General features: G+C 63.2%; 24 protein-coding genes. 13 read left to right on the top strand and 11 right to left on the bottom strand.

The window, feature by feature from the left end; translation table 11 throughout:
* Positions 1 to 18 precede the first annotated feature (18 nt).
* The 3 genes from FJ950_RS06670 to FJ950_RS06660 all read left to right on the top strand — a co-directional run bounded on the left by FJ950_RS06670 (position 19) and on the right by FJ950_RS06660 (position 3,465).
* Entirely contained in the window at positions 19 to 1,290 is a 1,272-nt protein-coding gene (locus tag FJ950_RS06670) for a beta-ketoacyl-ACP synthase (protein WP_140615992.1), read from the top strand.
* Positions 1,291 to 1,326: 36 nt separating this feature from the next.
* Complete coding sequence (locus FJ950_RS06665) at positions 1,327 to 2,355, top strand: zinc-binding dehydrogenase (RefSeq protein WP_140615990.1); 1,029 nt, start codon at positions 1,327 to 1,329, stop codon at positions 2,353 to 2,355.
* Between the two features lie 126 nt (positions 2,356 to 2,481).
* Positions 2,482 to 3,465 (top strand): lipid A biosynthesis lauroyl acyltransferase, encoded by a 984-nt coding sequence (locus FJ950_RS06660; RefSeq protein WP_181171093.1) that lies wholly within the window; start codon positions 2,482 to 2,484, stop codon positions 3,463 to 3,465.
* A gap of 70 nt (positions 3,466 to 3,535) precedes the next feature.
* Here FJ950_RS06660 and FJ950_RS06655 read toward each other — a convergent pair whose 3' ends face one another.
* A complete protein-coding gene (locus FJ950_RS06655; protein WP_140615986.1) occupies positions 3,536 to 3,964 on the bottom strand; it encodes a L,D-transpeptidase in 429 nt (142 codons plus the stop codon).
* 216 nt (positions 3,965 to 4,180) lie between these two features.
* Here FJ950_RS06655 and FJ950_RS06650 point away from each other — a divergent pair, with 216 nt between their 5' ends.
* The 5 genes from FJ950_RS06650 (at position 4,181) to FJ950_RS06630 (ending at position 10,568) form a co-directional block, all read left to right on the top strand.
* Positions 4,181 to 5,461: an acetylornithine deacetylase/succinyl-diaminopimelate desuccinylase family protein gene (locus FJ950_RS06650; protein ID WP_140615984.1), complete on the top strand. Its 1,281-nt coding sequence runs from the start codon at positions 4,181 to 4,183 to the stop codon at positions 5,459 to 5,461.
* A 161-nt stretch (positions 5,462 to 5,622) separates the two neighbouring features.
* Complete coding sequence (locus FJ950_RS06645) at positions 5,623 to 7,101, top strand: ABC transporter substrate-binding protein (RefSeq protein ID WP_140615982.1); 1,479 nt, start codon at positions 5,623 to 5,625, stop codon at positions 7,099 to 7,101.
* A 34-nt stretch (positions 7,102 to 7,135) separates the two neighbouring features.
* Positions 7,136 to 8,083, top strand: coding sequence for an ABC transporter permease (locus FJ950_RS06640; protein ID WP_140615980.1), 948 nt, complete (start codon positions 7,136 to 7,138; stop codon positions 8,081 to 8,083).
* Positions 8,080 to 8,949 carry an ABC transporter permease gene (locus FJ950_RS06635; protein ID WP_140615978.1) on the top strand — a complete coding sequence of 290 codons (870 nt, stop codon included), beginning with the start codon at positions 8,080 to 8,082 and terminating at the stop codon, positions 8,947 to 8,949. The genes FJ950_RS06640 and FJ950_RS06635 overlap by 4 nt, the downstream gene beginning before the upstream one ends.
* Complete coding sequence (locus tag FJ950_RS06630) at positions 8,946 to 10,568, top strand: dipeptide ABC transporter ATP-binding protein (protein WP_140615976.1); 1,623 nt, start codon at positions 8,946 to 8,948, stop codon at positions 10,566 to 10,568. The genes FJ950_RS06635 and FJ950_RS06630 overlap by 4 nt, the downstream gene beginning before the upstream one ends.
* Positions 10,569 to 10,584: 16 nt before the next feature.
* On the opposite strand, the gene FJ950_RS06625 is transcribed toward FJ950_RS06630, so the two are convergent.
* Positions 10,585 to 11,016, bottom strand: coding sequence for a TerB family tellurite resistance protein (locus tag FJ950_RS06625; protein WP_015317458.1), 432 nt, complete (start codon positions 11,014 to 11,016; stop codon positions 10,585 to 10,587).
* Positions 11,017 to 11,130: 114 nt separating this feature from the next.
* On the opposite strand from FJ950_RS06625, the gene FJ950_RS06620 reads away from it, so the two are divergent.
* Positions 11,131 to 11,916, top strand: coding sequence for a TSUP family transporter (locus FJ950_RS06620; RefSeq protein ID WP_140616497.1), 786 nt, complete (start codon positions 11,131 to 11,133; stop codon positions 11,914 to 11,916).
* 51 nt (positions 11,917 to 11,967) lie between these two features.
* Complete coding sequence (locus tag FJ950_RS06615; RefSeq protein ID WP_023769888.1) at positions 11,968 to 12,138, top strand: hypothetical protein; 171 nt, start codon at positions 11,968 to 11,970, stop codon at positions 12,136 to 12,138.
* Positions 12,139 to 12,305: 167 nt separating this feature from the next.
* Here the strand turns inward: FJ950_RS06615 and FJ950_RS06610 are convergent, their stop codons facing one another.
* On the bottom strand, positions 12,306 to 13,781 hold the full coding sequence (locus FJ950_RS06610; RefSeq protein WP_140615974.1) for a cobyric acid synthase: 1,476 nt from the start codon (positions 13,779 to 13,781) through the stop codon (positions 12,306 to 12,308).
* On the bottom strand, positions 13,781 to 14,395 hold the full coding sequence (locus tag FJ950_RS06605) for a dimethylsulfonioproprionate lyase family protein (RefSeq protein ID WP_140615972.1): 615 nt from the start codon (positions 14,393 to 14,395) through the stop codon (positions 13,781 to 13,783). The genes FJ950_RS06610 and FJ950_RS06605 overlap by 1 nt, the downstream gene beginning before the upstream one ends.
* 143 nt (positions 14,396 to 14,538) lie before the next feature.
* Here FJ950_RS06605 and FJ950_RS06600 point away from each other — a divergent pair, with 143 nt between their 5' ends.
* The 3 genes from FJ950_RS06600 (at position 14,539) to mmsB (ending at position 17,046) form a co-directional block, all read left to right on the top strand.
* The gene (locus FJ950_RS06600; protein ID WP_140615970.1) at positions 14,539 to 15,705 is read left to right on the top strand and encodes an isobutyryl-CoA dehydrogenase; all 1,167 of its coding nucleotides are present in this window, start codon (positions 14,539 to 14,541) and stop codon (positions 15,703 to 15,705) included.
* Between the two features lie 20 nt (positions 15,706 to 15,725).
* The gene (locus tag FJ950_RS06595; protein ID WP_140615968.1) at positions 15,726 to 16,094 is read left to right on the top strand and encodes a four helix bundle protein; all 369 of its coding nucleotides are present in this window, start codon (positions 15,726 to 15,728) and stop codon (positions 16,092 to 16,094) included.
* 67 nt (positions 16,095 to 16,161) lie between these two features.
* Positions 16,162 to 17,046, top strand: a complete 885-nt coding sequence (mmsB, locus tag FJ950_RS06590; protein WP_140615966.1) for a 3-hydroxyisobutyrate dehydrogenase — start codon at positions 16,162 to 16,164, stop codon at positions 17,044 to 17,046.
* 283 nt (positions 17,047 to 17,329) lie between these two features.
* Here mmsB and FJ950_RS06585 read toward each other — a convergent pair whose 3' ends face one another.
* The 7 genes from FJ950_RS06585 to FJ950_RS06550 all read right to left on the bottom strand — a co-directional run bounded on the left by FJ950_RS06585 (position 17,330) and on the right by FJ950_RS06550 (position 26,851).
* Positions 17,330 to 17,974 (bottom strand): cytochrome c oxidase assembly factor Coa1 family protein, encoded by a 645-nt coding sequence (locus FJ950_RS06585; protein ID WP_140615964.1) that lies wholly within the window; start codon positions 17,972 to 17,974, stop codon positions 17,330 to 17,332.
* An 81-nt stretch (positions 17,975 to 18,055) separates the two neighbouring features.
* Entirely contained in the window at positions 18,056 to 18,421 is a 366-nt protein-coding gene (locus tag FJ950_RS06580; protein WP_140615962.1) for a hypothetical protein, read from the bottom strand.
* Between the two features lie 134 nt (positions 18,422 to 18,555).
* Complete coding sequence (locus FJ950_RS06575) at positions 18,556 to 19,935, bottom strand: aspartate aminotransferase family protein (protein WP_140615960.1); 1,380 nt, start codon at positions 19,933 to 19,935, stop codon at positions 18,556 to 18,558.
* A 222-nt stretch (positions 19,936 to 20,157) separates the two neighbouring features.
* Positions 20,158 to 22,248, bottom strand: a complete 2,091-nt coding sequence (locus tag FJ950_RS06565; protein ID WP_140615958.1) for a prolyl oligopeptidase family protein — start codon at positions 22,246 to 22,248, stop codon at positions 20,158 to 20,160.
* Between the two features lie 98 nt (positions 22,249 to 22,346).
* Positions 22,347 to 23,507 (bottom strand): MFS transporter, encoded by a 1,161-nt coding sequence (locus FJ950_RS06560; protein ID WP_140615956.1) that lies wholly within the window; start codon positions 23,505 to 23,507, stop codon positions 22,347 to 22,349.
* Positions 23,508 to 23,603: 96 nt separating this feature from the next.
* Positions 23,604 to 24,779: an MFS transporter gene (locus tag FJ950_RS06555; protein ID WP_140615954.1), complete on the bottom strand. Its 1,176-nt coding sequence runs from the start codon at positions 24,777 to 24,779 to the stop codon at positions 23,604 to 23,606.
* A 164-nt stretch (positions 24,780 to 24,943) separates the two neighbouring features.
* Positions 24,944 to 26,851, bottom strand: coding sequence for a phospholipase D-like domain-containing protein (locus tag FJ950_RS06550; RefSeq protein WP_140615952.1), 1,908 nt, complete (start codon positions 26,849 to 26,851; stop codon positions 24,944 to 24,946).
* Positions 26,852 to 26,902: the final 51 nt, after the last annotated feature.

The following is a 26,902-nucleotide window of genomic DNA, read 5'->3' as shown; positions in this document are numbered from 1 at the left end:
AGATAAGAGGGCTCCCGGATGGCCAATTTCAGAGATCACATGGGCAGGCCCGTCGTTGCCGTTACCGGTATCGGTGTGGTGACCTCGCTCGGCGTCGGCAAATCAGACAATTGGGGCGCGCTGACCTCGGGCAAGTCGGGCATCCACCCGATCACCCGCTTTCCGGTCGATCACCTCAACACACGGATCTCCGGCATGGTCGATTTTCTGCCGTCGAGCTCCAAGGGAGCAAGCCTCCTCACCTATGAACTGGCGGAAACCGCGGCGCAGGAGGCTGTCGGCGAAGCCGGCCTGAATTCCGGCGATTTCGGCGGCCCTCTCTTCCTCGCCTCGCCGCCGGTCGAACTCGACTGGCACGACCGCTTTTCGCTCTACAATTCCGACAAGCAGGATTCCGGCGCCGAAAGGCTGCTGCGCGTGGCGCGCGGCCTGAAGGAACTCGATCTCTTCGAAACCACCCAGTTCGGCTCGATCGCCGACCGGCTCGCCGACCGGTTCGGTACGCGTGGCCTGCCGATCACGCTCTCGACGGCTTGCGCCTCCGGCGCCACCGCCATCCAGCTCGGCGTCGAGGCGATCCGCCGTGGCGAATGCGACCGGGCGCTGTCGATCGGCGCCGACGGCTCGGCGACCGCCGAGGCGCTGATCCGCTTCTCGCTGCTGTCGGCGCTCTCCACCCACAACGACAATCCGGAAAAGGCTTCCAAGCCGTTTTCCAAGGACCGTGACGGCTTCGTGTTGGCCGAGGGATCCGGCGCCCTGGTGCTGGAATCGCTGGAGGCGGCGCTTGCCCGCGGGGCCGCCATTCTCGGCATCCTCAGCGGCTGTGGCGAAAAAGCAGACGATTTCCATCGCACGCGCTCCAAGCCGGATGGATCGCCGGCGATTGCCGCTGTCCGGGCCGCACTTGCCGATGCGGGTCTCGGCGAAGACGAGATCGACTATGTCAACGCACACGGCACCTCGACGCCGGAAAACGACAAGATGGAACACCTGTCGCTGTCGACGGTGTTTGGCGAGCGCATCGGCTCGATGCCGATCTCGTCCAACAAGTCGATGATCGGCCACACGCTGTCGGCGGCGGGCGCGGTCGAAGCGGCGTTTTCGCTGATGACGATGCGCGAAAGCGTCATTCCTCCGACCATCAACTATGACAATCCTGACCCGGCGATCGTGCTCGACGTCGTGCCGAACAAGAAGCGCGATGCGCAGGTTCGCTCCGTTCTGTCGAACTCCTTCGGCTTTGGCGGCCAGAACACTTGCCTTGTCATGGCGCGGGAACCGGTCTAAGCGAGCCCTTTCCGCTTAACAGAACCGACAGGCTCCATGCGCGCACTGCAACTTATCGAGGACCGCCGCCTTGAAACGGTGGACCTGCCACCCCCGCCGCCTCCGGCGCTTGGCGAAGTGACGCTGCGCATCAAGGCGGTGGCGCTGAACCACATCGACGTCTGGGGTTGGCGCGGCATGGCCTTCGCCAAGCGCAAGCTGCCGCTGGTCGTCGGCGCCGAGGCCTCCGGCGAGGTAGAGGCGGTCGGTCCCGGCGTTTCCAGCCTGCTGCCCGGACAATTGGTGTCGATCTACGGCGCGCGCACCTGCGGCCTCTGTCGTGCCTGCCGCGAAGGCCGCGACAATCTGTGCGAGCATGTTTCGGGCGTTCACGGCTTCCATCTCGACGGTTTCGCGCAGGAGAAGATCAACCTGCCGGCGCGCCTGCTGGTCCCCGCCCCGCCCGGTGTGACCGATATCGGGGCTGCCGTGGCGCCCGTTACCTTCGGCACCGTCGAGCACATGCTGTTCGACAATGCCAGGCTGCAGCCCGGTGAGACGATCCTCGTCCATGCCGGCGGATCCGGCATCGGCTCGGCGGCCATCCAGCTGGCCAAGCGGATGGGCTGCACGATCATCACCACGGTCGGCTCGAACGACAAGATCGACAAGGCCAAGGCGCTCGGCGCCGACCATGTCATCAACTACCGCGACGATCGTTTCGAGGGCGTCGTGCGCAAGCTGACGAAGAAGAAAGGCGTCGACGTGGTGTTCGAGCATGTGGGAACCGACACCTTTGCCGGTTCGATGCTGTGCCTGAAGCGCGGCGGTCGCCTTGTGACCTGCGGTTCGACCTCCGGCGTGTCGACTCAGATCAACCTGATGCAGCTCTTCCAGCAGCAGTTGAAACTGCTCGGATCCTTCGGTTGCCGGATGGAGAACATGGCCAACGCCATGCAGAAGATGGCCGCTGGACAGGTCGCTCCGGTGATCGACACCGAGGTCGGCTTCGACGATATCGATGCCGCGCTGAAGCGCATGGAAGGCCGCGACGTCTTCGGCAAGATCGTCCTGCGCGTCGCCTAGAGTCGGATGATTTCAGGTCGAATCGACCTGAAATCTGAATCCGCCTCTAAATCAAGGAATAGAGCATGATGGCATCCGAAAACCCTTTCACACTTTTCGGCATCATGCTCTAGAGCCCCGATTTCCGTGCTCAAGAAGCTTCGCCGCGATCTGAAATTTCGCTATGGCAGACAATTGCGCCAGGTGAATTACTGGTTTGTTGCGCGTCTCGCGATGGTCATCATGTCGCTGCTGCGCCTGCTGCCGGTCGACAGCGCGCTGAATTTTGCCGACCGCACCGCACGCCTCATCGGTCCAAGGGTCGGGCGCCACCAGGTCGCCCTCGACAATCTGCGCAAGGCCTATCCGGAAAAGAGCGAGGACGAAATCCGGGCCATCGCCTCCGACATGTGGGGCAACATGGCCCGCCTTGCCGCTGAATACATCTTCCTCGACGCCCTGTTCGACTATGATCCAGCCGCCGGAAAGTCCGGCCGTATCGAGGTCAAGGGAACAGAGCATTTCGTCGAGATCGCGGCCGAGAAGCAGCCGCACATCGTCTTCACCGGCCATCTCGGCAATTTCGAGCTGCTGCCGGTGGCGGCCGCGACCTTCGGCATGAACATCACGGCGCTGTTTCGGCCGCCCAACAACCCCTACCTCGCCGACTACATCCTTTCGACAAGGCGATCGACCATGGGAGGCTTGCTGCCTTCGATGGCCGGTGCCTCGTTCGCGCTGGCGGGGGTGTTGGAGAATGGCGGCAATATCGGCGTTCTCGTCGACCAGAAATTCTCCAACGGCCTGGACACGACCTTCTTCGGCCGTCCCTGCCAGAGCAACCGCGTGCTCGGCACCCTTGCCCGCCACTATGACTGCGACGTCTATCCGGCGCGTTGTATCAGGTTGCCGGGCAACCGCTTCCGGCTCGAGATCGAGGACAAGCTGGTCCTGCCGCGCACTGCCGACGGCAGCGTCGATGTCCACGCCACCACCCAGATGCTGAATGACGTCGTCGAGCGCTGGGTCCGAGAGGATCCAGGCCAATGGATGTGGTTCCACAAAAGGTGGGAGATCAGCAAGTGGCGGCGAAAAAACCGCACCAAGCCGGCTCCCGTCTCAAACACCTGAGCAAGCCGCTGGCGGGAACGTGTGTTCCTCCGCCAGCAAGCAAAGCCAGTATCAACAAATCGCCAATTGCCTAATTGGTGACGACAATGCGCGTATTGCCGAAGCCCACTTCGCGGACCATCGAATAGAAGGCTGCGGCATTGGCCGTATGCAGCCTTACGCAGCCATGCGAAGCCGGACGGCCGAGCTGCCTGACGGCGCCCGTTCCATGGATGGCATAGCCGCCACGGAAGAACACCGAGTAGGGCATCGGCGACATGTCGTACTTGCGCGAATACCACATCCGCGCCGTGCGCTGCGGCCGGTAGGTGCCGCGCGGCGTGAAATAGCCCGGACGGGCGGTCGAGACAGCCCACCGATAGACAGAATCGCCATAACGAACCGTCATTGTCTGCGACGACACGTCAATGTTCGCCACCAATGTGGCGGCCTGACTTGCGGCCGATGCGCCAAACAGCGCGATGACCAATACTGCTGCCTTGAGAAATGACATTTTCATGCGATCAAACCCCTTTGATTGCCCTTGCCTGCTCGCCATCACGTTGTTTTTCACCTTTTTAATGGCGGTGAACAGATAACACACAGTCTTTGACCAATTCGCCAATCCAAAGCAGTGAATTTGAACGATTTCCCGCGATAGTTGCCACAACGACACGTTGCACGGGTTTGATCGACGGGCTTGCAAAACCACTGGGATCGCTGCTCAACTCGCGGCATGAACGGGCGACTCCTCAAGGCAATCGACATCAGGCGCGACGAGTTGGTGGCGCTGACCGCCGACCTGATCCGCTTTCCGACCATAAATCCACCCGGCGAAGCCTACGGGCCATGCGCCCACTATATCGGTGCGCGGCTAAGGAAGAGCGGCTTCGAGACCGAGTTCATTCGCGCCGACGGCACGCCCGGCGACACCGATCGCTATCCGCGCATCAATGTCGTTGCGCGGTTTGATGGACGGTCACCTGGTGCCTGCGTCCATTTCAATTCGCATATCGACGTTGTCGAAGCCGGCGACGGCTGGACCGTCGATCCGTTCGCCGGCATCGTCAGGGATGGCAAGGTCTATGGACGCGGCGCCTGCGACATGAAGGGCGGCCTCGCCGCATCCATCATCGCTGTCGAAGCCTTTTTGGAAGTCTTTCCCGACTTTCCCGGCGCCATCGAAATCTCGGGAACGGTCGATGAGGAGTCCGGCGGCTTCGGCGGCGTCGCCCATCTGGCCGGCCTCGGCTATTTCTCGAAACCCAGGGTCGATCACGTCATCATTCCCGAGCCTCTCAACAAGGACCGCATCTGCCTCGGCCATCGCGGCGTCTGGTGGGCGGAGATCGAGACCAAGGGTGAGATCGCGCACGGCTCGATGCCGTTTCTCGGCGACAATGCAGTGCGCCATATGGGCGCCGTGCTGCAGGCATTCGAGGACGAACTGTTCCCGGCACTCGACCGCAAGATCACGCGCATGCCGGTGGTGCCGGAAGGCGCCAGGCGCTCGACCATGAACATTAATTCCATTCATGGCGGCCAGACCGAGGATTTCCGCCCTGGCCTGCCCTCCCCCAACGTGCCCGATTCCTGCCGTCTGACCATCGACCGCCGCTTCCTTCTCGAGGAGGATCTGGCCACGGTCAAAGCCGAAGTGACCGGCATTCTCGACCGGCTGAAGCGTGAGCGCAAAAAATTCGACTACGAGATCCGCGATCTGATGGAAGTACTGCCGCTGATGACCGAGCGCGACGCGCCCGTCGTCAAGGCGGTGGCGCAAGGCATTCATGTGATCTTCGACCGCGAGCCCGACTACGTCATTTCGCCCGGCACCTACGACCAGAAGCACATCGCCCGCATCGGACATATCCACGACTGCATCGCCTATGGCCCGGGCATTCTCGACCTCGCCCATCGGCCGGACGAGTGGGTCGGCATATCGGACATGGTGGAATCGGCCAAGGTGATGGCGATCGGGCTGAACGTGCTGCTGCGCGGCACGGCCACGGGATAACCCTGCATCGCGATAAGCTTCGGCCCGCCGACAGGGCTGGCACGGCAAAAACATTCCCCGCCATCCCGCCTGGCAGCACGAAACGCAATTTACTCCCACGCGAAATCACGCTTCTATCGCCCGGCTTGAGCACGTGTCCTGAACGCATGGGGAGTTGCACGATGAGATTGTGGAAAACCATTCTGGCCGCCGCGGTTCTCGCATTGGCCGCTGGAACCTCCGCCTTTGCGGCCCGAACCGACCTGGTCATCGGCATTCCGCTCGAACCGCCGCATCTCGACCCAACCGCTGGTGCCGCGGCGGCGATCAAGGAAGTGCTCTACGCCAATGTCTTCGAGGGCCTGACCCGGATCGGACCCAATGGCGAAGTGCTGCCGGATCTGGCGGAAAGCTGGACCATTTCCGATGACGGCAAGGTCTACACCTTCAAGCTGCACACCGGCGTCAAATTCCACGACGGCGCCGATTTCAACGCCGATGACGTGAAATTCTCGCTCGACCGTGCCCGCGCCGACAATTCGGTCAACGCGCAGAAGGGCCTGTTCGCGGCCATCGACAAGGTCGATGTCATCGATCCGGCGACGGTGAACGTCACGCTGAAAAACCCGCAAGGATCCTTCCTTTACAATATGGGCTGGGGCGACGCGGTGATGGTGTCGCCGAAATCCGCCGCCACCAACAAGGAAAACCCGGTTGGCACCGGCCCGTTCAAGTTCCAGAACTGGGCCAAGGGATCATCGATCACGCTGGTCAAATCTGGCCATTACTGGGGCGCTCCGGTGTTCCTCGACAAGGTCGAGTTCCGCATCGTGCCCGATGCCGCGGCCTATGTGCCGGCCCTTTTGTCCGGCGACATCCAGGCCTTCCCCTTCTTCGATCCCGACAGCCTCGCACAGGTCAAGGACGATCCGCGTTTCAAGGTGGTGATCGGTTCGACCGAAGGCGAGACCATCCTCTCGATCAACAACAAGAAGCCACCTTTCGACAAGCTGCAGGTCAGGCAGGCGATCTCCTACGCGCTCGACCGCAAGGCGATCATCGACGGCGCCTCGGCCGGCCTTGGCCTGCCGATCGGCTCGCATATGTCGCCGGCGAACAAGGACTATGTCGACCTCACCGGCCTCTATCCACACAATGTCGACAAGGCCAAGGAACTGCTGAAGGAGGCCGGGCTGGAGAACGGCTTCAAGGCAACGCTGAAACTGCCGCCGCCCAGCTATGCACGGCTCGGTGGCGAGATCATCGCCTCGCAACTTCGCGATGTCGGGATCAACCTGGAGATCATCCCGGTCGAATGGGCGCAGTGGCTGGACCAGGTGTTCACCAAGAAGGATTACGACCTGACCATCGTCTCCCACACCGAGCCCAACGACATCGATATCTATGCGCGCAAGGACTATTACTTCAACTACGACAATCCGACCTTCGACAAGGTGATCGCCGACCTCAACCTCACCTCCGACGAGGCCAAGCGCAAGGAACTGCTTGGCGAGGCGCAGAAGATCCTGGCCGACGACGCCGTGGTCGGCTTCCTCTACGAATTGCCCAAGGTCGGTGTCTGGGACGCCAAGCTGCAAGGCCTGTGGGAAAATGCGCCGATCCAGGCCAATGACCTGACCAAGGTGAAGTGGAGCGAGTGAGGTTCGTGGTGCGCGCGCCACTCCCTCGCCTTCCATGAGCGCCTACCTCCTCAAGCGCCTCGCCGTCGCTTTAGCCACGCTGGTGCTTGCCTCGATGGTGGTGTTCGCCGTGCTGGAGATCCTCCCCGGCGATCCGGCGCGGCTGATGCTGGGCATGAACGCCAGTGCCGACCAAGTGGAACTCTTGCGCAACCAGATGGGCCTCAACGCGCCGATCGTACTGCGCTATCTGCACTGGGCCGGCGGCTTGCTCACCCTCGATTTCGGCCGCTCCTATACCTACTCGGTCCCGGTCATCGATCTCGTGCGTGAACGGCTGGCCGTCTCGCTGCCGCTGGCGCTGATCGCGCTCGCGCTCTCCACCTTGATCGCCATTCCGGTCGGCCTGTTTTCGGCCAGCCGGCGCGGACGGGCCGGCGATACGATTTCAATGGGCGTCGCGCAGCTTGGCGTTGCCGTGCCCAATTTCTGGTTCGCGCTGATGCTGATCTATGTCTTCGCCGTCTGGCTGCGTCTGGTCCCGGCCGGTGGTTTTCCTGGTTGGGGCGCCGGCGCCTGGCCGGCACTGAAATCGCTGCTGTTGCCGGCGGTGGCGCTTGCCTTGCCGCAAGCGGCGATCCTGGCGCGCGTCACCCGCTCGGCGCTGATCGAGGTGCTCAACGAGGATTACATCCGCACCGCCCGCGCCAAGGGCCTGCCCTATCGAGCCGTGCTGTGGCGGCACGCGCTACGCAACGCCATGATCCCGGTGCTGACCATCCTTGGCCTGCAGTTCGCCTTCCTGCTCGCCGGCACCATCATCATCGAAAATGTCTTCTATTTGCCCGGACTCGGCCGGCTGGTGTTCCAGGCGATCACCCAGCGCGACCTGATCGTCGTCGAGAGCGTCGTCATGCTGCTGGTCGCCGCCGTCATTGCCGTCAACCTCGTCGTCGACCTTTCCTATGCGGTGGTCGATCCCCGCCTGAGGACCCGGCAATGACGCTGCGCATCGACATCCCCGACGAGACGTTCCGCGGCATCCTGGCCAAGGCGTTTGGGAACACCGCTTTCGTTACCGGTTTCGTCATCACCGTGCTGATCCTGGCGATGGCTGTCGTCTCCTATGTCTGGACACCCTTCGATGTGACGAGGCTCGTCATAGCGGACAAGACGCAAGGTCCCTCGCTGGCGCACTGGTTCGGCACCGACCATTTCGGCCGCGATATCCTGTCGATGATCATGGTTGGCGCCCGCAACTCGATCGCCGTGGCGCTGGTCGCCGTCGGGATCGGCATGGGTGTCGGCGTGCCGCTTGGCGCCTTCGCCGCCGCGCGCGGCGGCCTCGCCGACGAGGCGCTGATGCGCATCAACGACCTCGTCTTCGCGTTCCCCGCGCTGCTGTCGGCCATCATGATAACAGCCATCTTCGGGCCGGGCGCCGTCAACGCGATCATAGCCATCGGTATCTTCAACATTCCGGTGTTCGCCCGCGTCGCCCGCGCCGGTGCGCTGGCCGTCTGGCCGCGCGAATTCATCCTCGCCGCGCGCGCCGCCGGCAAGAGCAGCACGCAGATATCGATCGAACACGTGCTGCCCAACATCGCCACGCTGCTCCTCGTGCAGGGCACAATCCAGTTCGCGCTGGGCATCCTGGCCGAAGCTGGGCTTTCCTATCTCGGCCTCGGCGCTCAGCCGCCGATGCCGAGCTGGGGCCGCATGCTGTTCGACGCCCAGACGCGCATGGTGGTGGCGCCGTGGATGGCGATCTTCCCCGGCATGGCGATCGTCGTCACCGTGCTCGGCCTGAATCTTCTGGGCGACGGCATCGCCGACATTCTCGACCCGAAATCGCGGCGGCAGCGATGAGCCTGCTCGAAGTCGATAATCTGTCGCTGGTCATCGGCGACACACAGATCCTGAAAAACATGGAGCTCTCCGTCGCGCCCGGCGAAGTGATGGGGCTGGTCGGCGAATCCGGCTCCGGCAAATCGATGACCGCGCTGACGGTGATGCGGCTCCTGCCCCATGCCGCACGCGCCACCGGGCGCATTACATTCGACGGCATCGATATTCTCGGCGCGACCGAGGACCAGATGTGTGCCTTGCGCGGCGACGACATCGGCATGGTTTTCCAGGAGCCGATGACGGCGCTCAATCCGGTCAAGACGATCGGCGAACAAGTCGCCGAAGGCATACGCTGGCACACCAGGGCAAGCCGTGCCGACGCCGAGGAGCGGGCGCGAAAAATGCTCGACCGCGTCGGCCTGCCCGAAGCGAAATTCCCGCTGTCGCGCTATCCGCACGAATTGTCGGGCGGCCAGCGCCAGCGCGTCGTCATCGCCATCGCCTGCGCGCTGAAGCCGAAGCTGCTGATCGCCGACGAGCCGACGACGGCGCTCGACGTGGTGCTGCAGGCACAGATCCTCGACCTCCTGCGCGATCTCGTGACGGAGAACCGCATGGGCCTGCTGCTCATCTCGCATGATCTCGCTGTCGTGACAGAGATGGCCGACCGCATTACCATCCTGCGCCATGGCGAGGTGATGGACGCCGGCGACACGGCCCGCACGCTCTCGGAACAGTTCCATCCCTATACGCGCCAGCTGGCGCAGGCCTCGATGCATGTTCCGGCGCGCGCCAAGCCTCATCGTGTCGGGATGGACCAACCCTTGCTGCAGGTTGAGGGCGTCAGCCGCGACTACCCCGGCCGCCGCATCTCACTGTTCAGGCGCGCGCCCGACATACTTGCGGTCGACGATGTCTCCCTGTCGATGGCGCCGGGCCAGTCGGTGGCGCTGGTCGGCCGCTCCGGCTGCGGCAAGTCGACCCTTGCCCGCATGATCCTGGCGTTGGACCGGCCGAGTTCGGGCGTGATCCGCTTTCGCGGCGAACCCATCACCGGCAGGAGCGAGGCCGAGCTGAAGCCGGCCAGGCGCGATATGCAGGTCGTCTTCCAGGACCCCTACGGCTCCTTCGATCCGCGCCAGAAGGTCGAAAAACTGGTCGCCGAACCCCTGCATGTCCTGGAGAAAAAACCAACGCGCGCCGAGCGCCGCGAGATGGTGGCGCATGCGCTGCACGAGGTTGGCCTCGACCAACGCGACATGGACAAATATCCGCACGAATTTTCCGGCGGCCAGCGCCAGCGCCTGTCGATCGCCCGCGCCATCATCACACGCCCCAAGCTCGTTGTCGCCGACGAGCCGGTCTCGGCGCTCGATGTTTCGATTCGTGCACAGATCCTGGACCTCTTCGCCGGACTCAACCAGAAACTCGGCATCGCCTATCTCTTCATCACTCACGACCTGGCCGTCGCCCGCGCCATCACGGATGAGGTGCTTGTCATGCATGACGGCAAGATCGTCGAGCGCGGCAGGACGAGCGAAGTGCTCGATCAGCCACAATCAGAGGCGGCCAAGGCGCTTGTCGCTGCGGCGCCGGATCTGCGCCGGGCGATCGCGAAACGGATGCAGGAACAAGGGTGAGTTGCCGATCCGCCCGCTACTCTTCCGGCTTCACCACATCGACCGGGCTGATGTCGAGCAAATCGAGCGTGCGGCGCAACAGGCGCACCTCGGTCTCGGCCAGTTGCGAATCCGCCTTGGCGATTTCCGCCATGTGCTGCGCCAATTGCTTGCGCCGCCCGACGTCGAGGTCGCGAAACAGCGCGATCGCCTGCGAGCCGTTGGTCTCGTAGCCGAATTCGTTGAGATATTCGATGACCGCGTCGATGCTGGTTTCCGGAATGCCGAAAGCATCCTTGCAGATGCGCCGGAAGGCGATCATCTCGCTCTCGCTCACCGTGCCATCGGCCAGGATCATCCGGAACAGCATCAGCAGTTCCGCCGACAGGACGGGATCGTCCGCGACCTTGCGCACGCCCGGGTCGCCGTCGAAGATCGAGCGTATCTGGTCCAGCAATGCGAATGCCATGAACGGCCCCTTTCCGATTCCTCGTCAACAGAATTAGCGCGGAATCGGCCTTGCGCAAACGGGGTGGCCGTGGTCGAACGCGCGCTGCAGCCGACGGACATCTCGACATATCAGATGATCGACCTCACCGCCCAGACCATCGCCATGCTCGCTTTCGCCGCCTTTGCCGCGGGCTTTGTCGATTCGATTGCCGGCGGCGGCGGGCTGATCACCATTCCGGCGCTGCTGCTCGCCGGTTTTTCGCCGGTCGAGGCGCTTGGAACCAACAAGCTGCAAGGCATGTTCGGCTCGGGGTCGGCGACGATCCATTACGCCTCGAAAGGCCATGTCGACCTGCGCCGGCAGTTGCCATCGGCGCTGCTTGCCCTCGCCGGCGGCGCCATCGGCGCACTGCTGGCCACGGTCGTGCCCGGCGACCTGTTACGCGCGGCCCTGCCGCTGGTGCTGATTGCCATTGCGCTCTACTTCGCGCTCAAGCCCAACATGAACGATGTCGACCGGGCCGAGCGCCTGTCGCCCTTCCTGTTCGGCGTGACCGCGGTGCCGGCCATCGGCTTCTATGATGGCGTATTCGGGCCGGGCGCCGGTTCCTTCTACATGCTGGCCTTCGTGACGCTCGCCGGCTACGGCGTGCTCAAGGCAACGGCGCACACCAAACTGCTCAATTTCGCCTCCAACATCGGCGGCTTCATCATCTTTGCCGCTGTCGGCGTCATCTCATGGAAGATTGGCCTGATGATGGGCGTCGCCCAATTCCTCGGCGCCCGCGTCGGCGCGAGCTTGGCCATGCGTATCGGCGCCAAGCTGATCAAGCCGCTGCTGGTCATTGTCTGCGTGGCTCTGGCGGTGAAGCTGCTGGCCGATCCGGCCAACCCGTTGCGTGTCATGATTGGTCTGTGATCACGCGCCTGTTACAGTGCTGATGTTCGAATCATGTTGGAGGAGCCAGACATGAATCTCAGCGCGCCTACCCAGATTGTTTTCATCATCTCCGTTGTCATCGCCATCATCGGCATTCTTGCCGCGCTTGGCGTCCTCGCGTTCATTCCGATCGCATCGGTGTGGATTGTTCTTATCGCCTACATCGTGCTGGCCGCCGGCTGCCTGATGCGCGGCGCCTGACAAGTTTCCCTCGACAAGCGGGGACTGAGAGTGCCCGGCCAAGCCGGGCGTTTTTGATTCTAATGCGGGCTCTGCTAGATTCGCTTGGCGGAAGGATGGGCAATGCCAATCGAGATGTCTGGTCGTTCGGCACGTACTGGCCGAAGGCCAGCGAGAAGGCCCGACCTTCAACGCGCCAGCGAAAAAATCGCGTCGCAGTCGAGATGGGTCTCCAGCTCGGCCGCGACTTCGTCCAGCGCCCGCTCGACTTCGGCACGATAGTCGAGGCCACCGCCCTTGATGCCTAGGCTTTCGAGGAATTTCCCGCGAAAGCCGTCGGCGCCGAACAGGCCATGCATGTAAGTGCCGATCACCTTGCCGTCCGCCGAGATCGCGCCATCCTCGGCGCCATTGATGATCGCCGACGGGCGCCTGGTGTCCGGACCCGTGGTGCGGCCGAGGTGGATTTCGTAGCCTTCGAGCGGCAGATCGAACGGTACCGAGCGGGCGGTGACATTGCGCACAGTCTTTTCCGACTCCATCACCGTCTCGACATCGAGCAGGCCGAGCCCCTCGGCTTCCGTGACGGAACCTTCGATGCCGTCGGGATCGCGTACCATGCGGCCGAGCATCTGGAACCCGCCGCAGATGCCGACGACATGGCCGCCGCGCTTGCGGTGCGCCGCAAGATCCCGATCCCAACCATTCTCGCGCAACTTCAGGAGATCGCCGATCGTCGACTTGGAGCCGGGAATGACCACCAGCCCGGCATCGGCCGGCAGCTTCTTTCCCGGCGGCACGAACACCACTTCGACCTGCGGTTCGGCCTTGAGCGGGTCGAGATCGTCGAAATTCGCAATGCGGCCAAGCATCGGCACCGCCACTTTGAGCGCGCGCGCCTCGCCGGATGCCAGCCGCTCCAGCACCACGGAATCTTCCGAGGGTAGCCGTGCCGCGGCCTTCAGCCACGGCACGACGCCGAAACAGCGCCAGTCGGTGAACTTCTCGATCGCCTTGATGCCGTCATCGAACAGCGAGACATCGCCCCGGAACTTGTTGATGAGATAGCCGACGATCATGCGCCGGTCTTCTTCCGGCAGGATCAGATGCGTGCCCGCGACCGAGGCGATGACGCCACCGCGATCGATGTCGCCGACCAGCACCACCGGCACATCGGCGCGCGTGGCAAAGCCCATATTGGCGATATCGCGGCTGCGGAGGTTGATTTCGGCCGGCGAGCCGGCGCCCTCCACGATGACGAGGTCGGCGCCCTCGCCGACCTTGCCCCAGGACTCCAGCACTGCATCCATCAGCCGGCCCTTCAGCGCCTGGTAGTCGCGCGCCCGCGCCTCGCCGAACACCTTGCCCTGGACGATGACCTGCGCGCCGACATCGGTCTGCGGCTTGAGCAGCACCGGGTTCATATGCACCGATGGCGGCACGCCGCAGGCGATCGCCTGCAGCCATTGCGCGCGGCCGATCTCGCCGCCACCATGGTTGTTGTCGCCGGGGATATCGGCGACGGCGGCGTTGTTCGACATGTTCTGCGGCTTGAATGGCCGCACCTTCAGGCCACGCTTTTTCGCGGCGCGGCAAAGGCCTGCGACCAGCACCGTCTTGCCGACATCCGACCCTGTGCCTTGCAGCATGATTGCCCTGGCCATCAGCCTCTGACCTGCGTCGCGGTGCCGGTGATCGTGGATTTTTGCGCCAACGGCCCGCCGCGCCAGATATAGAGCGCCAGCAGCGGCTCCTTGCCCGTTCGCATGGCATGGTTGACGTTGGAGGCATGGTGGACGACCTCGCCGGCCTCCCGCCTGCGAAAACCGCTTTCGCCCATGCGCCATTCCGTACCGCCGGTCAGCGGAATATAGATTTCCTCGGCGACGTGATGATGGTCGGGGTAGACGATCCCGGGTCCAAGAATCAGCAGCCCGGCGGCAGCCTCTTCGTTGACGAAGTGCCCACGCGTGCCGAAGATTTCCAGCCAGCCGTAATTGTCGATGAAGGCCCTGCCGAAATCAGCCTCGGTGTAGGTCTGTCCCCAATGCAGTTCGTTGCGCTGCTCGGCCAGCAATCGCACCAGCGGCCTCGCATCCGGCGGTGCCAGTCCGGCCCCGCGATCAAGATGGCGCAGGCAGCCAAGCGCATGCGGCTCCAACTTTCGGGCCGGCATGTCCCAACCTATGCGTGCCACGGCGTCGCGCACCAGAGCGTCATCGACGGAAGCGAGATAGGCGTGGAACTTTTCCAGCAGCTCATCGAATTTTGTCGTCACATCTTGCTCCGGGCATGCATTGGTGCACAGCCGCTCCGCGATAGGTCGGGTTGCGCGGCGGCATCATTGGTCTAGATTGATGCGCGCGCAAAGCCAAAAACGACAGCCAGCGGGCTAGCTGGCCAGCCTACAGGGAGCACGCCATGGACGCCGCGGTCGATGCGAGCACCAGCCAGTTCGAACTCAATGAGGAACAGCGTGCCATCCAGGAGATGGCGCGGGCCTTCGCCGCCGATCGCGTGGCGCCCAATGCGCTCGACTGGGACCGCAGGCGACATTTCCCCGCCGATGTGATTCGCGAGACGGGGCCGCTCGGCCTCGGCGGCATCTATGTCAGGGACGATGTCGGCGGTTCCGCGCTCGGCCGGCTCGACGCCGTGCTGATCTTCGAGGCGCTGTCGCACGCCGACCCGGCCTTTTCCTCCTTCATCTCGATCCACAACATGGTGGCCTCGATGATCGACCGGTTCGGCAATGATGAGCAGCGCCAGCGCTTCCTGCCGAAGCTCACCTCCATGGAATGGCTGGCGAGCTATTGCCTGACCGAGCCTGGCTCGGGTTCGGATGCGGCGGCGCTGAAGACGCGCGCGGCGAAAAGCGGCGGCGATTACATCCTCAACGGCTCCAAGCAGTTCATCTCCGGCGCCGGCGACAGCGATGTCTATGCCGTCATGGTGCGCACCGGCGCCGACGGCCCGAAAGGCATCTCCACCATCGTCGTGCCCAAGGATGCGCCCGGCCTCTCCTTCGGCGCCAATGAGCACAAGATGGGCTGGCACATGCAATCGACCCGCCAGGTCATCTTCGAGGATTGCAAGGTGCCGGCGGAGAACCTCTTGTCGGGCGAAGGCGCCGGCTTCGGCATCGCCATGGCCGGGCTCGACGGCGGCCGGCTGAACATCGCCGCCTGTTCGCTGGGCGGCGCCCAGTCGGCGCTCGACAAGGCGCTGTCCTATACCGCCGAGCGCAAGGCATTCGGCTCGAAGATCAACCAGTTCCAGGCGCTGCAGTTCAGGCTGGCCGACATGGAGACAGAGTTGCAGGCGGCGCGCATCTTCCTCTATGCGGCGGCCTCCAAACTCGACCGCAAGGCGCCGGACGCCGGCAAATGGTCGGCAATGGCCAAGCGCTTCGTCACCGACACCGGCTTCAACGTCGCCAACGACGCGCTGCAACTGCTCGGCGGCTACGGCTACCTGCATGATTACGGCATCGAGAAGCTGGTGCGCGATCTCAGGGTGCACCAGATCCTCGAAGGCACCAACGAAATCATGCGCGTCATCATCGCGCGAGCGCTGATAGGACGGTAAAGGCAGTAGGCAGTGGGCAGATGACCGGCACGATCAATTCGTACAAGGATCTTATCGTATGGCAGCAGGCGATGGATCTGGCCGCCGCGACATACGCCTTGACCAAAGCATGGCCTAAAGAGGAATTATATGGCCTTACCAGCCAAATCCGCCGCTCTGCAACCTCTATTCCCGCAAACATTGCAGAAGGTTATGGCCGGGACAATCGAGGCTCATATCAGCAATTTCTCAGGATCGCCCAAGGCTCGCTGAAGGAGTTGGAGACCCATCTCCAGATCGCTGAGCGCATCGGTCTTGCCACGCATGATCAAGCTGACCGCATCCTGTTAGCAACCGAGGGCATCGGAAAAATGCTCCGCCAACTCATCAGCAAACTTGCGCCGGAATAGATTGCCTACTGCCTACTGCCTACTGCCTACTGCCTACTGCCTACTTACCCAATCACGGAGCGCCACTATGACCACCATCGCCTTCATCGGCCTCGGCAATATGGGCAATCCGATGGCCGCGAACCTGGTCAAGGCTGGGCATGCCGTGCACGGTTTCGACCTGATGCCGGAAAACCTCGCGGTCGCGCGCGAACATGGCGTCGTCGTTATGGCCAATGCGCTCGCGGCGGTGAAGGATGCCGACGTGGTTATCACCATGCTGCCTGCCGGCAAGCACGTGCTGTCGGTCTATGGGGACATCGCTCCCAAGGCCAGGAACGGCGCGCTGTTCATCGATTCCTCGACGATCGACGTCGAATCGGCGCGCAAGGCGCATTCGATCGCAGCAAAGCACGGCCTGCTGTCCATCGACGCGCCGGTTTCGGGCGGCACCGGTGGTGCCACGGCCGGTACATTGACCTTCATGGCTGGGGGAGCCGACGATGCCTTCTCGGCGGCCGAGCCGATCCTGAAGCCGATGGCCGGCCGCATCGTCCATTGCGGCGGTGACGGCGCCGGACAGGCGGCGAAGATCTGCAACAACATGATCCTCGGCATTTCGATGATCGGCGTCGCCGAGGCGTTTGTGCTGGCGGAAAAACTCGGCCTGTCGCATCAGGCGCTGTTCGACGTCGCCTCGACCTCGTCGGGCCAGTGCTGGTCGCTGACCACCTATTGCCCGGTGCCTGGCCCGGTTCCCACTTCGCCCGCCAACAGGGATTACAAGCCCGGATTTGCGGCGGCTCTTATGCTGAAAGACCTGAAATTGTCGCAGGAAGCAGCGCTTGGCGCGGGCGCGGTGACACCGCTTGGCGCAGAAGCGGCGCAGCTCTATGCCCTGTTCAACGCCCAGGGCCATGGCGGCGCCGATTTCTCCGGCATAATAAATTTTCTGCGCGGCAACTCGGCGTAAGCGGCGGATTTGGTTTATTTTTTTTCGGGTTCTTCCGGACCAAGGGCCGCAAATTTAGATTTGCTTAAGCTCTCGATAACTCCGCGGTAACGATGTCCCTATAAAACAGATTGCGAGGCGGACATATCGCATCCGCCCGGCGCTCCGGATCAGGTCTCGCGTACCGGAGCCCGTAAGTTTCGCAAGTGTCTTCGTAGCGAAACGCCATGCGTATCTGGCAAAGCCGCGTTCCCGATGGGGCGCGGTTTTTGCATTTCCGGCCCCTTTATTACCGACGATCCGTCTATATTCCGATCGCCGCACCCGGGATCGGCACATGGTCTTCATTGGTCAGCACGATCGGTGCATCGACGCCGTCCACACGGACCACGAGCAAGCGCGTGCTCCATGTGCCGGCATTGCGAACCAGATGGGAATATACGGTGGCCTTGCCCTTGGCGCCGTGGACGGGAATGCTGAACTGGGCGTCGCCCGCGCCATTCGCATTGACGTTGAGATGACCGCCGACCCAGAAATTGTCGACCAAATCGTCGCCGATGGCGGCCTTGACCCGACCATCGGCGCGGACGGCGTCCATGGTCATGCGGTAGGCGTCGCTGCCTTTGAGCACGAAAGGGATGCTGCCGACCATCGTCGCACAACCGCCGATACTGACCACCCATACGGCAAGGCCGGCAATCGCCCAATTGCGCTGCGTCTTGCGGAACTGCTCGGCGTCGCGCCAGGCCCGGTTCTGCCAAGCCCAGCGGCTGCCGCGCGCGCCAAGCACGAAGATCATGATGAGGTTGACGACCGGGATCAGCGCCAGCAGCGCGATGAAGGTGCTGTTGCCGATGCCCCAAATCCAGTTGAGGAAGAAGGCGCCCCAGTTCCAGCGATCGAGTTCGGCTGGAATTTCAGCCGGTTGGTTGAGCGGTTGTCCGGCCATGTTGTTCCCCATCGGCGTGTATGCCGATTGGTTCTAGCGCAAGACTTCGACGATGCGCAAAAAAGTTCCGGGGCTTCCGCTTCAACCCTTTGTGGAAAGCCGGCGAAAATTTGCCCTCACCGCGCGGCCGGCCGGCTTCAGCGCTGCGCTGATCGACCGTTCGGCCGCGACGCCGTTGAACAGCGACGGCGTTCGACCCGAGAGAACCTCCGGCCAGAAACGTGACGCCGATTGCAGGAAAGACATTTGCGCGGCAAGCGCGCCCTCGGCGATGGCGACGGTCTTTTCGCTGACCGCCATTGCCGTCTCCGCGCTCCAGGGCTCGCCGCTTCGCGCCTCCATGGCCATCAGCGGCAGCCGCATCATCACCACCAGCGGCGCCAGCATCAGGTCCGCGCCAAGGCTGGCCGCCTCTTGCACGCGTCGGCTTTTGCCGGTCTTTCTCATGTGGGCAATCCCCTGTCGCGGCCGGATCGGCCGCCCCTTACATTACGCTCCGAAGGCGAAATTCGTTCCCGCTCGTACCGTATATTTCCGGGATTGGGCGTTTCTTCGCAGAAACGCCCAATCGAGGTTTGCTCCTATCGCTTGCGCAGGTCCGCCTGTGCCAGGTCGAGCGCCTTGCCGATGCGCTCGCAAGCCATGTCGATCGTATCGCGGGTCCAGATCAGCGGCGGCGACAGGATCATCGTATCGCCGGTGGCCCGCAGCATCATGCCGTTGGCGATGGCGTGGTCGCGCACCGTCACCGCGGCACTTCCCGACGGCAGGAAGCGCTCCTTCGTCGCCTTGTCCTTGACGATCTCGATCGCGCCCATCAGGCCGATCGAGCGCACTTCGCCGACCAGATCATGCCCGGCAATACGCTCCTGCAATGCGCTAGCGAAATAAGGTCCGGTGTCGTTCCTGACACGGTCGACCAGCCCTTCCCTCTCGATGATCTCCAGGTTCTTCAAGGCCACAGCGCAAGCCACTGGGTGCCCCGAATAGGTGTAGCCATGGTTGAATTCGCCGCCCTTCTCGACCAGCGTCGAGGCAATGCGGTCGCCAACCAGCAGCGCCGAAAGAGGCTGATAGCCCGAGGTCAGCGCCTTGGCCGTGGTGATGGTGTCCGCTTCGATGCCGAAGGTCTGCGCCGCGAACCACTCACCTGTGCGGCCATAGCCGGTAATGACCTCGTCCAGCATCAAAAGCACATCGTATTTGCGGCAGATGCGCTGCACTTCGGGCCAGTAGCTCGCCGGCGGTATCTTGACGCCGCCCGCGCCCATCACCGGCTCGCCGATGAAGGCCGCGACCTTGTCGGCACCGGCCTCGAGGATGGCATCCTCGACGGACTTTGCCGCGCGCAGGCCGAAATCGTGGTCGCTTTCACCCGGCAGAGCCAGCTCGTAGGCATAGGGGATCATCACATGGACGATGTTGGGCACCGCACCGTTGAGCTGCTTGTGCATGGCATCCATGCCGCCGAGCGAAGTGCCGGCAATGGTCGAGCCGTGATAGGCCATCTTGCGCGAGATGACGCGGTTCTTCTCCGGCTTACCCTCAAGCACCCAGTAATGGCGCACCAGGCGCAAGGCGGTGTCGTTGGCCTCCGATCCGGACGAGCCGTAAAACACCTGATTCACGTTGCGTGGTGCGATCTCGGCCAGCTTCTTCGACAACAGCACCGGCGTCGGCGTCGAGCATTTGAAGAAGGAATTGTAGTAAGGCAGTTCCTTCATCTGTGCATAGGCGGCCTCGGCCAGCTCGTCGCGGCCGTAGCCGATATTGACGCACCACAGGCCGGCCATGCCGTCCAGCAGTTCCGTCCCTTCGGAATCGTAGATGAACGGGCCATTGGCGCGGGTGATGACGCGGGCGCCTGCCTCACGCAGCTCCTTATGGTCGGTGAAGGGATGCAGGTGATGCGCGGCGTCGATCTGCTGAAGCTGCTTCAGCGAATAATTCTGGTAGGTCATTGATTTGGTCTTTCCTCTGAAATCATTCCGGCGGTGCCGGGGCGAATTCGTCAGAGGACGGCAGGCGGCGAATAGCCGATGCGGGCGCACAGCCGCAAAAGCTCGGCGCGCAGCGTGCGTGACGACGGTGTCACCGCGACCCGGAATGCGCGAGCTGATAGTCTAGCGAGAGCCATGAAGGTACCTTAGAGCAAAGGGCGGTCGAGGTGAACCACCCTTTGCTCAGGGGTGCCATGGAATGAGGTCAGGCTTTTCCGCCAGTGCCCGCTGCAGGAAGACATACTTCATCGCCGTCTGCGCCGCCTGCGGTCGGCGGTCGCCGCGCCCGCCATGTCCGCCTTCGGTCTCCTCGAAGAACAGCGTCTTGCCGTGTCCTGCCTCCTGCAGGCGGGCCGCCATCTTGCGCGCATGGCCGGGATGGACCCGGTCGTCGGCGGTCGAGGTCGTCAAGAGCACCGGCGGATAGGCGGCATCGGCTTTGACATGTTGATAGGGCGAATAGGCGGAAAGCCACTTGGCGTCTTCCGGCTTTGACGGATCGCCATATTCGGCCATCCACGAAGCGCCCGGCGGCAATTCGGTGTAGCGCAGCATGTCGAGCAGCGGCACCTCGATGATGACGGCGCCGAAAAGCTCGGGATGCTGCGTCAGGGAAGCGCCGGTCAGCAGGCCGCCATTGGAGCCGCCCTGGATGCCGAGCGATTGAGCCGTGGCAATACCGCGCCTGACGACATCTTCGGCCACCGCCGAGAAGTCGTCGAAGCCGTTCTGGCGCTTGCCTTTCAGCGCCGCCTGGTGCCAGGCCGGTCCGAACTCGCCGCCGCCGCGAATGCAGGCCTGCGCATAGGCATTGCCTTTCTCCAGCCACAGCCTGCCGCGCACGCCGGCATAGCCGGGCAACAGTGGCACTTCGAAACCGCCATAGCCGTAGAGTAATGTCGGTACCGGACCATTCTGGTCGCGCCGCCTGACGACGAAATAAGGGATCATCGTGCCGTCCTTCGAGCGCGCCTCGAACTGCTCCGAAATCAGCGGCGAGGCATCGAAGCGGGCCGGCTGCGATTTCACGGTCGCCAGCGTCTCGCCATTGTCATCGGACCAGATGATCGAGCTTGGCGTCAGGAAATCGGTGAAGGAAAAGGAGACGGTGGAGCCGAAATGCTCGGCATGGCTGATGCCGACAGTGCCGTTTTCAGGCAGCACGACGGGTTTCAGCGACCAGGCGCCGCGCTCGCGCTCGCAGACGAGAACCTTGCCGCGCACATTGTCCATCAAGCTGATGAACAGGCGGTCCTGCGTTCTGGCGAGCCCGGCAATGGAAACCCGGTGCGCTGGCGCCAACAAGGTTTCGATGGCGCCAAAATCGCCGTTTTCGATCCAATGCGCGAAGTCGAAGGAGTAAAGCCCGTCCGGCTGGCATGCGGTGCCGTCCGGCGCCGTCCATGGCGTGCGCACCCCGAACACCAGTTGATCCCTAAAGAGCGAGGTGTCGGTGACGTCGTCGGGCAGCGGGATACGGCGGTTCTCGCCCGAAGGCAGCCGCAGGAAACTGTGCGATGCGAAGAAGTTGAGTGTCCGCGCCAGAAACACGTGACGCTTCTCGCCGTCGAACTCGACACCGGCGCCAACGGCAAGATCCTCGATCTCTGCCTCGAAGATCGGGGTCGCCTCTTCCAGCCTGGTGCCGCGCTTCCAGAGCTTGACCACGCGCGGATAGCCGGATTCTGTCTTGTCGGCCTCTTCGAAAGCGGCCGAGACGATGACTGTATCCTCGTCCAGCCAGCCGAAGCCCGATTTCGACGCCGGTGCCTGAAAACCGCCTTCCACGAAGGACTTGGCCGCGATGTCGAACTCGCGCATCGCGCTGGCGTCACCGCCATCGGGCGACATCGAGACCAGGCAGCGGTTGAAATCGGGGTAGAGCCTGACGGCGCCGCCGAACACCCATTTTATCCCCTCCTCCGCAGCCAGCTGGTCGAAGTCGATGATTGTCTCCCAGTCGGGCTTGTCGGTCTTGTAGGAAGCGACCGTCGTGCGCCGCCACAGGCCGAGCGCATTGGTCTTGTCCTGCCAGAAATTGTAGACATGACCGGCAATTGCCGCGCCAACCGCGATATTGTCCTCGGCCGTCATCAGGTCGAGCGCCGTCTGGAACGACGCCTGGTAGGATGGGTCGCCCTGCAATTCCGCTACAGTGACCTCGTTCTGGCGATGCACCCAGTCGAGCGACTGTTTGCTGGTCCTGTCTTCCAGCCAGAGGAAGGGATCGCCGGTCTTCTGAAAGGGCTGGGCTTTGGTCGTCGAAGAGGTCATGCAGGTCTCCGGGATTTTGGACGGCTTCGCCTACATTGCGTTGGCGGCGCTGACATTCAAGGTGCGATACGGTGTTTTGCGGCCCTCGCGGCGTTGCTTCACCGCACCCGCCGACGGATAATCGTCGCCAACGCAAGCACGGCGCAGATCGCGCCGAGCGTCAGCGGCAAGCCACCCGCGCCGATCCCATCCATAACGCCACCGGTAAGCGGCGGAACCAGGATGCCGCCGACACCCCACATCAGGGAGAATGCCGCATTGCCGGCAACCAGCGCCGAACCGGTGAAGCGCTCGCCAAGTTCGATGATGGACATCGTGTAGATGCCGTAGGACACCGCGCCCCAGACGAAGACGCAAGGCCAGATCAGCGGCGTTTCGATCAGCATCGGCAAAAGCACGCAGCCAAACAGCGTCAGCAGGACGCAGATGAAGCGCACAAGACGGGCCGTCAGCCGCTCGGCCAGCAGGCCAAGCGGAACCTGCATGGCGATGTTGCCGGCGATCATGACCGATAGCAGCGCCGACATGCGAGCCTCCGCGATGCCATAATGCGTGCCGTAGACGGGCAGCAGCGCCAGCACCGCCTGCTCGAAGCCCGCGGCTACGACCACCGCCGACAGAAGCAGCCAGGCGAGCGGCATGAAACCCATCACCGAAACCTGATGCCCGGCCTCGTCTACTCTGGGCAGCCGTGGCAGAACCGACGCCAGGCAGATGCCGCAGAGCACGAAGGCACCAATGCCGACAAGGAACGGCGGCCAGCCTTCTGTGCCAACGGCGAGCAGACAAAGCGGACCGGTCGCGAAGCCGGCGGAAATGATCGTCGAATAGAGGCCCATGATGCGGCCGCGCCGGGCCGGCGGCGCCAGCGCGATTACCCAGATTTCGCTGAGCACATAGAGCGGGTTGGTCACGACGCCGATCAGCAAGCGCAGCGGAAACCAGAGATAGACGTTCTGCGTCCAGCCGATCAGCGCCAGCACGACAGCCGAAAGCGCCGCGCAAGTCAGAGCCGTGCGCCCTGCTCCGAACCGCCTCGCCAGCGCTGGAATAATTGGCGACGAGACGATGAACCCGATCGGCGTCATCGCCGCCGACAGGCCGATCATCGCGGGCGAGACACCCTGGCGCTGCAGGATGAAGCTCAGCAGCGGATAGGACAGGCCCTGCGCGATGGCGAAAACGGACACGGTCGCGATCACACCGGTGATCGCTGCCCATTGCATCGTCTCGTCGCTTCTCGTATCCACCAGATCCATGATCCATAACGCTGTCGCGGTTGCAGACTTAGCGGTTCGGCCCGGCGGCGGTAAGCCCCGCGGCCCGGACGGATGCCCGGCTCCAGCCAGACCCTGTCAGGAGCCTCCGCGGTTGGCCGATCTATAAAGCGCGAACGCGACCAGCAAAGCGTCGAGGCCAATGATCACGGTTGGCAAACCCACCGGCCCGATCGCCTGCATCAGCAGGCCCGCGCCCGGCGGACCAACGATACCGCCGACACCCCATAGCAAGGCGAACGCCGCATTGCCGGTGACCAGCAGCGAACCCCTGAAGCGGCTGCCGAGTTCGACCAGCGCCATCGTATAGACACCGTAGCCCACCGCGCCCATCACCAGAAGCACGCCCCAGATCAGCGGTGTGGTGATCAGCAGCGGGAGCAGAACAGCGCAAACGGTCGTCGCCACCGCGCAGGCCAGGATCATCGGCCGGCCACCGAAGCGTTCGGCGAGCAGGCCGAGCGGGATCTGCAGAAGGATGTTGCCCAGCGACAGCGACATCACCAGCGCGGCGAGCACCGCCTCCGGCAAGCCATAGCCCGCCCCAAACACGGGAACCAGCGCATAGGTGCTTTGCTGGACGTCGGCCGAGACCAGCACCGCCAGCAGCAGCGCCGGCGCCAGCCGGGCAAAACCGACAAAGCTGCCGGCAGGCTGGCCGTCATCCTCGAAACCGGCGAGCTTCGAGGAGACAAGGCGCAAAATGACGGCACAGAGCAGGAAACCGACGATGCCGACGCTGAAGGGAGCCCAGCCCTCGATACCGACCAGAGTGAGCGTAAAGGGGCCTGCGGCATAGCCGGCGCCCATCAGTGTGTTGAACACGCCCATCACTCGCCCGCGCCGCGACGGCGGCGCCAGCGACAGCGCCCAGACTTCGCCCAGCACATAGAGCGGGTTGATGACGATGCCGATGATGAATCGGATGACGTACCAGGCAACCCAGTCTTGCAGACAGAAGATGGCCAGGAAGCACATCGCCCCGGTCAGCGAGCAGCCAACGGCCAGGTTTCGCGCCCCGAACAGCCGCACGGCAGCCGGCACGAAAGAGGCCGAAAGAATCAGGCCAACCGGCATCATCGCCGCCGACAAGCCGATCAGGGCGGGCGACATGCCTTGCTTCTGCATCAGGATCGTGAAGAGCGGCGAGCTCAACCCTTGCGCCGCTCCGAACATGGCTAGTGCGGCGGTGACGCCCGCGAGCGCCGCCCATTGCGTTCCCGCTTCGCCTTCGCTCGAGCCGGTCGCGACCATGCCGTCATCCATGTCAGTGCGGCCATCGGCCAGCAAGCACGACTAGCTACTGGTTCGACCAGAGGAAAGAAAGAGCCGGACCGGAGATCCCCTTGCACCAAGGAAATCGACCGGCCGGCCGACGCCAAACGGTCCCGAATGAACTTGGATGCAGAACGCGACGGCTACGGGAAGTAGCGGGCGATTGCGCCTTTCTTGCCGTCCGCATAGGGCTTCAGCCACTTGTCGTCGATGGCAATCCCGTCAGCGTCGGAAGGCCCCTTGCCGATCGTCCTGCGCCAGGCCCGGAACTTATAGTGGTCGAAGACGTCGAGCATGTGCACGGCATAGGCCGCGGCAAAGGTCTTGTCGCCTTCCACGATGACCAAATTCTCGTCGTTTTCGTAGGACGCCTTGTAACCGAGGTTATGGCTGCCGGTAATGACGGTGGCGTTGTCCTCCATCGGATCGATGATAACAATCTTGTCGTGCACGATCGCGTGGCCGACGGTGAGCACTTCGGCCTGGAAATCCGTCGCGATGGTGGCCCCGGTCAGGTTCGCCGCCCGTACAATGGAGACATTCGGGGCCTCCCAGACCTTCTCCGGATAGACAAAGGGCGACTTGCCGTCCTTGTTCGACTTGTGGGTGACCGGATCCTTGGTGGGAGCGACATAGTTGGGCATGGCCGTTTCGTCGCTGATCGCGCCCTGCACGATGAGGTTCGGATCGGCTTTCGCCGCCGCAACCGCCTGGTCCACGATCGAATTTTCGCCGAGCAGCGAAGGGTTGAACACCAGGAACAGCACGGCCCGCTTCGCCGCTTTGATGCGGGCAAAGACGTCCTGGAGGTCGACCGGACGCACCGAAATGTCCTTCTTGTTGCGGTTCGGGTCGTTGGGCGAAAACCACACCGTCATGCCGTCCAACACCACCGAGGCGCCGTTGAGCGGGTTTGGGATGTGGTTCTCCTTGCGGAACGGCACGCCCTGCGTCTGCACGACGTGGCCGGCAGCACTTTCCGAAGCCGGTGGCGGAAACACATCGGCTTTCATGCGTTCCCAATAGGCGTCGAACACCTCCGCCATCGCCGGATCGTCGCGAACAAAAGCGTTGTTGGACTGGCCGCATATGCCAGTCGACGTCCAGTTGGTACTGCCGGTCATGACCGCTTGCGGATTGCCCTGGGTGTCGCGGTAGACGACGAACTTGTTGTGGCCGATATGGTTGTTGTTGAACAGGCGGTCCGTCACCACGACGCCTGCATCGTGCAAACGCTTCCTGTAGGGTGCGTTGCCGGCATCCCAGGCCTTGGTCTGGTCATCCCTGCCGGAATTGGAGAGGATGACTTCGACTACATCCCTGGCTGCGATGATGGCGTCGCACAATTCGTCGTCGCCGAGCTCATAGAGCGCAAGCCTGACCGTGCCGCCTTCGGCCTTGGCCCGTTTCAACAGGCTGGTCAGCACGTCAGGCACGTCGCCATGCAGATAGGCGCGGATCTTGCTGGTCGGGTCTTGCAGCACCGCCCTGATCTTGTCGCGCTGGCCGACCTTGATGCCGGCTTCCGCCAGCGCATGCGACATCCATTGCGTCGAAAGCACGCCGTTGGTGAAGGCAACGCGTGCCTTGCCGAACATTTGGCCCAGGAAGATTGGCGGACTGACCGCGCCCTGCCCAAGATAGCCAAGGGGCCGCGCCGGTCCGGTATAGGCGGGTTTGCCGTCGACGACCTGATCGGGGCGCACCGGCACGGGATCGAGACCCGGCTTCATGTCGCCAACGGGACGCACGCGGTAGGCGATCATTTCGCCGTCCGGCCTGACGTCTATGCTGTCGCGGCGGCGCCTGACAGTCAGATCGCGCCAGAATGTCTTCTGCACCGGCCAGACACCGGTATCCTGAGGAATCCATCGGGGATTGCGCTGACCCTTGAAGGGCACCCAGGACGCAAGGCAACGCTCCTCGCCTGTATCGGGATAGAGGCGCACGATCTCGAAACCGAGGCAGCCTGGGATCATCCCGTGAAGATCCCAGGAAAGGAACGCGACTTCGTTGTTTGTCGCGGCACGCACTTTGACGACGTCAGGCATGGCGTCCCTCCAAAAGCAGTTCAACGCGCAAGTATGTCAGAAGTAAAAGAC

The sequence above is a fragment of the Mesorhizobium sp. B2-3-14 genome (assembly GCF_006442175.1).
In the GTDB taxonomy this organism is placed as follows: Bacteria; Pseudomonadota; Alphaproteobacteria; order Rhizobiales; family Rhizobiaceae; genus Mesorhizobium; species Mesorhizobium australicum.
The sequence above is the reverse complement of the archived record's forward strand: the minus strand, read 5'-3'. Positions and strand labels throughout refer to the sequence as shown.